The organism is Carboxydocella sp. JDF658 (assembly GCF_002049395.1).
Taxonomy (GTDB): domain Bacteria; phylum Bacillota.
In genome coordinates this window covers 1-8,949 of the sequence record NZ_BDLR01000082.1, presented here as the reverse complement: position 1 = coordinate 8,949, position 8,949 = coordinate 1, and the positions used below count along the sequence as shown (strand labels likewise).

Below are 8,949 nucleotides of genomic sequence, written 5' to 3'. Positions count from 1 at the left end.
TATGGCGGTTACCGCTTTCCACCAGCCAGCGGCTCTCTGTCAACCGGCTAATAAGGTACTCTTCCCCTTCATCGCCATTAAATTACCATTTTGTCCGATATTATACTGAAAAGCGGCTTAACTGTCAAGGCGCTTAGCCTCGCCCCAGAGACGTTCCAGGTTATAATACTGGCGCTCTTCCTCCAGAAAGACATGCACCACCGCCTGACCATAATCCAGCAAAATCCAGCGGCCAGAACGCAGGCCTTCCCGCCGCAGGGGAATTACCCCCAGGCCTTCCTTGACCTTCTCTTCAATCCCATCGGCGATAGCCCGCACCTGGGTAGTGGAATTACCGCTCATGATGACAAAATAATCGGTCATAATTGAGAGTTCACCCAGTTCCAGAATCGTGATATTGCGGGCTTTCTTGTCTTCGGCACCGGCTTTAATCAAATCCAGTAACTTTCTGGTCTCTTGCTCAGACACTTATTTTACCTCCCTTGCCTTAAGTCTTAGTAACTGGGCATTGCGGGCCCTAACCGCCAGCGGATGGATGTATTGCTGGCGCTCCACCAAATAGCGGAGAGTATGATCCAGCCCGGCCAGATAGGCCCCTTCCAGATCCCGGCCTGCCAGCAGTCTCAATTCTTCCACTCCGGGGTAATCCCGTCCCGGTTCGATCATATCGGCCACAAACAACAGCTTGTCCAGAGCTGTCGCCTCCGGATGGCCCAGGGTATGACGGGCAATAGCCTGCAAAACTTGCTTGTCCCTGACCCCCTGTTCAGCCGCCAGCTGCGCTCCCACCGGCCCATGTAAAAGCATGGGTACAGCCAGCCAGTCGGCATCCAGTTCCAGCCCCTGCTGCCGGGCCAGTTCCAGCAGCCGCTCCGGAGGATAATCGCGGGCGACATCATGCCAGAGGGCCGCCTGTTCCGCCTTTTCCGGCTCCAGTCCGTGGGTAAGGGCCAAACGGCGGGCCTGCCGCCGCACCCCTTCAATATGCTGCCAGCGTTCTCCTTTTACTTGTTGTTGGATAAAGATAACTGCTTCCATCCCGGTTAACCCCTGTTGACAGTTTTCTCCGCCCATTATAGCATAAACAGGCAAAATTGGCGAGTGCCTTGCATTTTCTCCCATTTTTCTTTATACTGACACTAAAAAAGGAGATGAGGGGGAGACGATGGTGGTACAAACCCTGCAAAATCCAGTTCATCAACGGATTCAGGAATTTCTGGATCAATTCCAGCTGGGAATAAAGGTAATCGAGTTTGAGGTCAGTACCGAAACCAGTGAGCTGGCTGCCAGGGCGCTAGGGGTGACACCGGCCCAAATCGCTAAAAGCCTGGTATTCCTGGCTGATGACCAACCCCTGCTGGTAGTAACCTGTGGCGACCTGAGGGTGGATACCAAAAAATTAAAGGCCCTGACCGGAGCCCGCAAAATCCGTTTTGCCAACCCCGAACAGGCCCTGCACTATACCGGCCATCCCGCTGGCGGAGTTTGTCCCTTTGCTCTCTCCCAGCCCCTGCCGGTATATCTGGATATCAGTATGCAGAGATTTCCGCTGGTCTATGCTGCTGCCGGTACTCCCAATTCAGCTGTGCCAGTAACCCTGGAGCAATTGCAGGTTATTACCGGTGGTCAAGTGGTGGATGTATGTTAAAATATTCTTTATCCAGTATTGACATTTTTAGTTTAATTGTAATAAATTATATAGTAGAATAAATTTGTGTTACACAATAAAATGCAAAACAGTCGATAAAGGCAAACCCATCGAAAGGTGGGGGCGCAAAGCCATGGGTCTAAGGCCCCTCCAGGGGCTATGATTGCCAGGTTGCCGAAGCTGGAAAGCAGCGAGCATATAGACGCTCTGCCTTTCCATGGGCTTTCCTGGAAAGGCTTTTTCTATTTTTAAGGGGGTATCTTTTCATGGAACTGGAATGCAAATGTGGTTATCTCCACGTCTCTATGCAGACACTGATCATCAAAAGAGAACCAATTACCGGCAAACGCCGCATCATTTGTTCTTATTGCGGCAAACAAATTCCTATCCGTACTGTTGAACCCAAAACGTTTAAGAATCTAGTCCGGAAAAATGGTACCGCTGGCTATAATGCTAATCTGCTATTTCATGGATAATAAAATAGGGAAGGGGATACAATTTCAATGGATATCAAGTACATCAGCCTGTTCGCTGCCAAATACTCGGAAATACCAACCAAAGAAGTCATGATTGCAGCGATCAACACAATCATCCAGGCTGTTGAAGCAAAAGACAGTTATACAAAACATCACTCCCAGAAAGTAGCAGAGTATGCCAGAATCATTGCCCTGGAAATGGATCTTCCACAAGAACAGGTGGAACAAATCTATCTGGCCGCACTATTCCATGATATCGGCAAAATCGGAGTACCCGACCAAATATTAAGAAAACCAGATAAATTAACAGAAGAAGAAATGACCCTGCTTAAACAGCATCCTTTAATAGCATGTCGTATTCTGGAAGGATTTGAAAGTTTCCGGGAACTATTGCCTGCCATTGCTCAGCACCATGAATACTGGAATGGAAGCGGTTACCCCTATGGCCTGGTTGGTGAAACCATTGATTTAGGCGCCAGGATATTAGCAGTGGCAGATGCTTTTGATGCAATGACCAGTGACAGAGTATACCGTCCAGGAATGTCCCAGGAACAGGCAATCGGGATATTAATTCAAGAAGCAGGTAAACAATGGGACCCGCAGGTAGTAAATTGCTTCGTTAATTGGTGGGAGAAAACTTTTAACCCTGAAGGACACCATGATTGGCAGTATAAACATATAGTAGCACTTTATAAAAATTTTTTGGAGGATGTCACAAACGGAAAGGTAAAGTTAATCAGCGATGAAGAAATTAAACACCACGAACTCGATTACACCTATTTCACGAAAGTTTTTATTCAAAGCGTTTTTGATATATCTCAGGCCAGACAAATGTTTAGCAACTGGCTGACAAAAATTTTAGTACCACCGCATAAGCAAAGGATCTATTCCGTGGTTTTTTCTGAGTTAATCACAAATGTTGTAAAGCATGCTGGCCGGGGCCATGTACAATGGGGGTTAGATAATAGCTATAACATCATTATTACCATTAGAGACGAGGGAAAAGGGTTTGTGCTGGAAAAATTGCCACAATCCATCCTAATTAATGGTTTTTCCACCCGGAACTCCCTGGGAAGAGGTCTGCCGCTGGTTTTTAATCAATGTGAACAATTGCTTATCTCCTATACTGGAAAGGGTACCTTTATTTCAGTAAAACTGGCCTGTGAAAAGATTGCTGAAAAAGAATTTTAAAAGAAGACTGCCGACGTAAAGGTCGACAGTCTTCTTTTACTTACTGTAATTCCCTGGGTTTGGCCTCATTTACAGTGATTGTACGTCCCTGTAGCTCGGCCCCGTTCATCGCCTGAATCATGCGATCGTCATCGGCATCGTTGACTTCCACAAAACCGAAACCGCGACTGCGCCCGGTTTCCCGGTCAGTAATAATCCTGGCCCCCAGCACTTCCCCATGCTGGGAAAAGGCCCGGATTAAGTCATCCTGTTTAATGGCCCAGGGCAAATTGCCTACATACAATGTTGTCACCATGGTAACCCACCTCTCCAAAAATAAGTCTGCCTTTCAGGCAAGTTTAGTATTTGAATGGTGGGCGCAAAGTATGTGAGCAAATTAAAACCGGTACAGGTTATTATTAACAATAAATTTTTCTACCTCGGGATGAACCAGATACTTGATGCTTTTCCCCCGGGCCACCCGGGCCCGTATGTCCGAGGAGGAAATAGCCAGAGAGGGCACTGTAAAGGGCCGGATTCGCTGTCCCAGCTGCGTTCCCAGCCGTCCCTGCACCTCCCGCAATTGCTCCAGCTCAAAACCCGGCCTTGTCACAGCAATAAAATGACATAAGGCCAGCAATTCCCGCACTCGGTGCCAGGTCAGAATCTCCAGCACCGCATCGGCCCCGGTGATGAAATAGAGCTCCTGGTAATTCCCCTGGTCCAGCAGCTGCCGAACCGTATCGTATGTATATGAAGGCCCTGGCCTTTCCAGCTCCAGCAGGCAGAGCTGAAAACGGGGATTGTCCGCTATGGCCAGCCTGACCATCTCCGCCCGTAGTTCCGCCGCTGTCACTTTTGCCCCCTGTTTATGGGGGGGCTGGCCGGAGGGAACGAACAGCACCCGATCCAGCCCCAGTTCATCCGCAACTTCCTGAGCCACCACCAGGTGGCCTAGATGGATGGGATCAAAAGTCCCACCCATCACCGCAACCCGCTTATCCATGGTCCACTCCTTGCCTCACATTACCAGCAATTCCCGATAAACACTCCAGACCCGATCTTCTAGATGCTGGCGACAATCTTTGCACACACACCAGCAGGCTTCTGTTACTTCCCCATCTGCCAGAATCCAGCTACAGACCAGGTCAGCCTGCCCTTCCCTGCCACACAGTTGACAGTTCTTGCACACCATGGCCTTTCACCCCTTTGTCGCCGATTTGTAATAACAGCATAAGCGACAAAGGGCTGTCCGGACCAGTTCTTTTCCGGCAACCGCCAAAAATACCCCCTGAGCAGCAGAAAAGAGACTTGTTCTGTCATGTACTATCAAAAAACAAAAATATCTCCCGTTTACTACCTGATTTGACCTTCACCATAAACAATATACTTGATGGTTGTCAATTCCGTCAATCCCATCGGCCCCCTGGCATGCAATTTCTGGGTACTGATCCCAATTTCCGCCCCGAAACCGAACTGGAAACCATCAGTAAAACGGGTGGAGGCATTTACATAGACGGCAGCCGCATCCACTTCCTGCAGGAAGCGCCGGGCAGTAAAATAGTTGCTGGTCACAATCGCTTCTGAATGTTTGGTACCATACAGGTAGATATGCTCCAGAGCCTCATCCAGGGAATCCACTACCCGGATGGCCAGAATCAGATCAAGAAATTCCGTGGCCCAATCGTCCTCAGTAGCGGGTTGAATCCCCGGCACCAGACTCCGGGTGACAGGACAGCCCCTCAGCTCTACCCCCAGCTCCGTCAGCCTTTCTGCCAGGCCGGGCAAAAATTCGGCGGCTACCTCCCGGTGGACCAGCAGAGTCTCCATGGCATTGCAAACCGCCGGCCGCTGGGTTTTGGCGTTGATCACAATTTCCTCCGCCATGGCCAGATCGGCTTCCGCATCCACATAAACATGACAGTTGCCCACCCCGGTTTCAATTACCGGCACGCTGGCATTTTCCACCACCGTGCGAATCAGCCCGGCACCCCCCCGGGGAATGAGGACATCCAGATAGCCATTTAAACGCAACATAACATTGACCGCTTCCCGGTCAGTGATTTCTATCAGCTGAATAGCCCCTTCCGGCAGACCCACCTCCCGGGCCGCTCGGGAAATAATCCGGGCAATGGCGGTATTGGAATGAATGGCTTCCGAGCCGCCACGCAAAAGCACAGCATTGCCGGTTTTCAGGCAGAGAGCAGCCGCATCCACCGTGACATTGGGCCGGGCCTCATAGATTATGCCCACTACACCCAGCGGCACCCGCATTTGTCCGATCTGTAACCCATTGGGGCGGGTCCACATTTTTACCACTTCCCCAACCGGATCCGGCAAAGCGGCTACCTGGCGTAACCCTTCTGCCATGTCGGCAATGCGCTTTTCCGTCAACAACAACCGATCCAGCAGGGCCTGGGAGAGCCCCTTCTGCCGTCCTGCCTCCATATCCTGGGCATTGGCCCGCAATATCTCATCTGACCGCTGTTGCAAAGCCTCGGCCATGGCCAGTAAGGCTGCATTCTTGACATCAGTGCTGGCAGCTGCCAGCTGCCGGGCCGCCTTCTGGGCCAGTTTGGCTTTTTCCACTACATACTGCCGTACATCCATCCTATACCCTCCCTATAAAACCACCAGATTATCCCGGTGAATCACTTCATCATAGTTTTTATGACCTAATAGCCGTTCAATCGCCTCGGTTTTCAGACCCTTGATCTGCTCCAGCTCAGTAGCACTGTAGTTGACCAGTCCCCGGGCGATCTCCCGTCCTTCCCGGTCCACCACCGTTACCACCTGTCCCTCGCTGAAGCTGCCCTCTACCGCTAGCAAGCCGCTGGCTAACAGACTCTTGCGCCCCTTAACCAGAGCGCGGACAGCACCGTCATCCACTACCAGCCGCCCTTTCACACCAGGGCTGAAGGCAATCCAGCGCTTACGGGCCTGCAGGGGATGGTCCTGGGGTTTAAACCAGGTGCCAACCTCCTCTCCGGCCAGGATATCCTGAATCACTCCGGGCCGGGAACCATCAGCAATTACCATAGCCGTTCCGGAAGAAACAGCGATTTTGGCTGCCTGGATTTTAGTCGCCATTCCTCCGGTACCCAGCTGGGTCCCCGCTCCCCCGGCCATAGCCTCAATTTCCGGGGTAATCTCCGCTACCCAGTTGAGCAAACGGGCATCAGGCTGGCTGCGCGGATCAGCCTCATACAGGCCAGCGATATCGGAAAGCAAAATAAGCAGATCAGCTTCCACCAGACTGGCCACCAGGGCGGAAAGGGTATCATTGTCCCCGAACTTGATTTCCTCCACCGCCACCGCATCATTTTCATTTATGATTGGAATTACTTCCAGCTTCAGCAGGGTAAACAGGGCATTGCGAGCATTCAGAAACCGGGAACGATGGGCCACATCCTCCCGGGTCAGGAGAATCTGGGCCACCGTCTGACCATATTCGGCGAACAATTTTTCATACATATGCAATAATATCCCCTGTCCCACCGCAGCCGCGGCCTGCTTTTCCGGGATGGTGCGAGGCCGTCGTTTCAAACCCAGCTTGCCGATCCCGGCCCCTACTGCTCCGGAAGTAACCAGAATCACCTGTAAACCCCGGTTATGTAAATCAGCCAGCTGGTGCACCAGCGCCTCCATGTGCTGCAGGTTGAGCCGCCCGCTACTGTGGGTCAAGGTAGATGAACCAACCTTGACAACTACCCTTTTTACCTGCTTCAGATATCTCTTTCTCTCCTCAACCATCTTGCTCCCCTCCACACCGTAAATCGCTTATCCGGGTAATTGAATTTGCGGCTTTTGGGCCGGTCGATAGAAGAGGAGATTGTGCCCGATCATCTGTACCAGCTCGGCCCCGGTACCTTCTGCCAGCCGGCGAGCAATGTCTTCCTTTTCTTCGAGACAGTTTTTCAGCACCCGGACCTTGACCAGCTCGCGGGCCTCCAGAGTTTCATCCAGCTGCTGAATGACAGTGGGAGTGACCCCACCTTTACCAATCTGAACGGTGACGGGTTCTAAACTGCCCAATCCCCGGAGATAGCGTTTCTGTTTCCCTGTCAATACCATGAATTTTGCACCTCATTCGTTTAAGTTTGGCTTATATTATACCATAAAAAAAAGGGTCTCTCCACCCCGGTAGTTATCATCTGCATACATCGTTTCCAATCCCAGCTAATATTATTTTATGGAAGGAGGTAAGTCCAATGATAAAAAACGGTTTTTTCGGATTTATCCTGGCTGTTGTGACTGTTGTCTGGCACCTACTCCATTGCGCTCTCCCGGTAATTTTACCTCTCCTGGTCAGCCTTGGTATACTAGTACCGCAGCACTGGCATTTAATCAGTATTCCATGGCCTGTTACCGCTCTGGCCTCCATCTGGATTATATATTATTTATTACGTCGGCGGATAATTATTTTTTACGTTAGAAAATAAAAAGGCAGGCTTTACTCCTGCCATTCAAATTCCATATCCATAATCCTGACAGTATCCCCTTCCTGGATGCCAGCTTCCCGCAAAGCCCGATCCACGCCCAGCACCTCCAGGATTTTCTGGAAGCGGCGTACTGCTGCCTCATTGTTGAAGTCAGTGCGATGGAAATGCTTCTCCACTTCCTGGCCGCCGATTACCCAAACGCCCTCCTCATCCCGCTTCAGGGTAAAGGGCTCCGTCTCTTCCACCCGGGTGACCTTGACCTCCTCCGGTTCTACCGCCTCCACCGCTTCTTCCGGCGGCAATTCCGGCAAACGCCGGGCCAGATATTTTACCAGTTCATCCAGGCCCTGTCCGGTCGCAGCGGATACGGGGAATACAGGGTACTGCTCCCCCAGTTCCTGGCGCAGGCGGGCCAGGTTTTCCTCGGCTCCCGGTAAGTCCATCTTGTTGGCCGCAATCACCTGGGGACGCCGGGCCAGCCGCTCACTGTACAGGGCCAGCTCCCGGTTGATGACGGCAAAATCCTGCAAGGGGTCCCGTCCCTCCGACCCGGCGATATCCAGCACGTGTACCAGCAGGCGGGTTCGCTCCGTATGGCGCAGGAATTCGTGGCCCAGACCAGCACCGGTATGGGCCCCTTCAATCAGACCGGGAATATCGGCCATGACAAAACTTTCCTCTCCCACCTTGACCACCCCCAGATTGGGGACAATGGTGGTAAAGTGGTAATTGGCAATTTCCGGTTTGGCGGCGGAAACCCGGGAAATGATGGTGGATTTGCCCACATTGGGATACCCGATCAGCCCCACATCAGCCAGCAGTTTCAGCTCCAGCAACAGCCAGCGCTCTTCGCCCGGATCGCCTTTTTCCGCATAGGCTGGGCACTTGTCTTTGTTGCTGGCAAAACGGGTATTGCCCCGGCCACCCCGGCCGCCTCTGGCTACTACCACCCGCTGGCCGTGTTCGGTAAGGTCAGCCAGCAAGGCTCCGGTGTCAGCATCCCGGACCACGGTTCCAGGGGGTACGCGGATAAGCAGGTCTTCACCCTTGCGGCCATGCATGTTCTTGGTGCCGCCGTTTTCGCCCCGTTCCGCCTTGTAATGCTTCTGGTAGCGAAAATCGATGAGGGTACGCAACCCCTCATCCACTACCAGGATAACATCTCCGCCTTTGCCACCATCACCACCCCAGGGACCACCCATGGGGACATATT

Annotated in this window: 12 protein-coding genes and 1 riboswitch; of the genes, 3 read left to right on the top strand and 9 right to left on the bottom strand. The window is 51.9% G+C overall.

The window, feature by feature from the left end; translation table 11 throughout:
* Nucleotides 1-117: 117 nt before the first annotated feature.
* Together rsfS and yqeK are read right to left on the bottom strand one after the other, a co-directional pair.
* Nucleotides 118-468 carry a ribosome silencing factor gene (gene rsfS / locus JDF658_RS10880; protein WP_078664173.1) on the bottom strand — a complete coding sequence of 117 codons (351 nt, stop codon included), beginning with the start codon at nucleotides 466-468 and terminating at the stop codon, nucleotides 118-120.
* Entirely contained in the window at nucleotides 469-1,038 is a 570-nt protein-coding gene (gene yqeK / locus JDF658_RS10875; RefSeq protein WP_159446623.1) for a bis(5'-nucleosyl)-tetraphosphatase (symmetrical) YqeK, read from the bottom strand.
* A gap of 127 nt (nucleotides 1,039-1,165) precedes the next feature.
* On the opposite strand from yqeK, the gene JDF658_RS10870 reads away from it, so the two are divergent.
* The 3 genes from JDF658_RS10870 to JDF658_RS10860 all read left to right on the top strand — a co-directional run bounded on the left by JDF658_RS10870 (nucleotide 1,166) and on the right by JDF658_RS10860 (nucleotide 3,315).
* Nucleotides 1,166-1,648, top strand: coding sequence for a YbaK/EbsC family protein (locus JDF658_RS10870; RefSeq protein ID WP_079907639.1), 483 nt, complete (start codon nucleotides 1,166-1,168; stop codon nucleotides 1,646-1,648).
* A gap of 90 nt (nucleotides 1,649-1,738) precedes the next feature.
* Nucleotides 1,739-1,827, top strand: a riboswitch (cyclic di-GMP riboswitch).
* 87 nt (nucleotides 1,828-1,914) lie between these two features.
* The gene (locus JDF658_RS10865) at nucleotides 1,915-2,124 is read left to right on the top strand and encodes a hypothetical protein (RefSeq protein ID WP_079907638.1); all 210 of its coding nucleotides are present in this window, start codon (nucleotides 1,915-1,917) and stop codon (nucleotides 2,122-2,124) included.
* A 27-nt stretch (nucleotides 2,125-2,151) separates the two neighbouring features.
* A complete protein-coding gene (locus JDF658_RS10860; protein ID WP_079907636.1) occupies nucleotides 2,152-3,315 on the top strand; it encodes an HD domain-containing phosphohydrolase in 1,164 nt (387 codons plus the stop codon).
* A gap of 40 nt (nucleotides 3,316-3,355) precedes the next feature.
* Here JDF658_RS10860 and JDF658_RS10855 read toward each other — a convergent pair whose 3' ends face one another.
* From JDF658_RS10855 to obgE, 7 genes are all read right to left on the bottom strand, one after another.
* Nucleotides 3,356-3,610, bottom strand: coding sequence for an RNA-binding protein (locus JDF658_RS10855; protein ID WP_200805677.1), 255 nt, complete (start codon nucleotides 3,608-3,610; stop codon nucleotides 3,356-3,358).
* Nucleotides 3,611-3,691: 81 nt separating this feature from the next.
* Complete coding sequence (gene nadD, locus JDF658_RS10850; protein ID WP_079907634.1) at nucleotides 3,692-4,300, bottom strand: nicotinate-nucleotide adenylyltransferase; 609 nt, start codon at nucleotides 4,298-4,300, stop codon at nucleotides 3,692-3,694.
* A gap of 15 nt (nucleotides 4,301-4,315) precedes the next feature.
* Nucleotides 4,316-4,489 carry a hypothetical protein gene (locus JDF658_RS14625; RefSeq protein ID WP_200805676.1) on the bottom strand — a complete coding sequence of 58 codons (174 nt, stop codon included), beginning with the start codon at nucleotides 4,487-4,489 and terminating at the stop codon, nucleotides 4,316-4,318.
* A 161-nt stretch (nucleotides 4,490-4,650) separates the two neighbouring features.
* Nucleotides 4,651-5,904, bottom strand: coding sequence for a glutamate-5-semialdehyde dehydrogenase (locus tag JDF658_RS10845; protein WP_079907633.1), 1,254 nt, complete (start codon nucleotides 5,902-5,904; stop codon nucleotides 4,651-4,653).
* A gap of 12 nt (nucleotides 5,905-5,916) precedes the next feature.
* Nucleotides 5,917-7,047 carry a glutamate 5-kinase gene (gene proB, locus JDF658_RS10840; RefSeq protein ID WP_078664179.1) on the bottom strand — a complete coding sequence of 377 codons (1,131 nt, stop codon included), beginning with the start codon at nucleotides 7,045-7,047 and terminating at the stop codon, nucleotides 5,917-5,919.
* 27 nt (nucleotides 7,048-7,074) lie between these two features.
* Nucleotides 7,075-7,368: a ribosome assembly RNA-binding protein YhbY gene (gene yhbY / locus JDF658_RS10835; RefSeq protein WP_078664180.1), complete on the bottom strand. Its 294-nt coding sequence runs from the start codon at nucleotides 7,366-7,368 to the stop codon at nucleotides 7,075-7,077.
* 379 nt (nucleotides 7,369-7,747) lie between these two features.
* Nucleotides 7,748-8,949: GTPase ObgE (gene obgE, locus JDF658_RS10825; protein ID WP_143311991.1), on the bottom strand; the 1,202-nt coding region annotated here is incomplete at its 5' end.

Coding starts and splice junctions, on each gene's coding strand:
- yqeK (WP_159446623.1), bottom strand. CDS start 1,038: ATGGAAGCAGTTATCTTTATCCAACAACAAGTAAAAGGAGAACGCTGG.
- JDF658_RS10870 (WP_079907639.1), top strand. CDS start 1,166: ATGGTGGTACAAACCCTGCAAAATCCAGTTCATCAACGGATTCAGGAA.
- JDF658_RS10865 (WP_079907638.1), top strand. CDS start 1,915: ATGGAACTGGAATGCAAATGTGGTTATCTCCACGTCTCTATGCAGACA.
- yhbY (WP_078664180.1), bottom strand. CDS start 7,368: ATGGTATTGACAGGGAAACAGAAACGCTATCTCCGGGGATTGGGCAGT.
- JDF658_RS10855 (WP_200805677.1), bottom strand. CDS start 3,610: ATGGTGACAACATTGTATGTAGGCAATTTGCCCTGGGCCATTAAACAG.
- JDF658_RS10860 (WP_079907636.1), top strand. CDS start 2,152: ATGGATATCAAGTACATCAGCCTGTTCGCTGCCAAATACTCGGAAATA.
- JDF658_RS14625 (WP_200805676.1), bottom strand. CDS start 4,489: ATGGTGTGCAAGAACTGTCAACTGTGTGGCAGGGAAGGGCAGGCTGAC.
- proB (WP_078664179.1), bottom strand. CDS start 7,047: ATGGTTGAGGAGAGAAAGAGATATCTGAAGCAGGTAAAAAGGGTAGTT.
- JDF658_RS10845 (WP_079907633.1), bottom strand. CDS start 5,904: ATGGATGTACGGCAGTATGTAGTGGAAAAAGCCAAACTGGCCCAGAAG.
- nadD (WP_079907634.1), bottom strand. CDS start 4,300: ATGGATAAGCGGGTTGCGGTGATGGGTGGGACTTTTGATCCCATCCAT.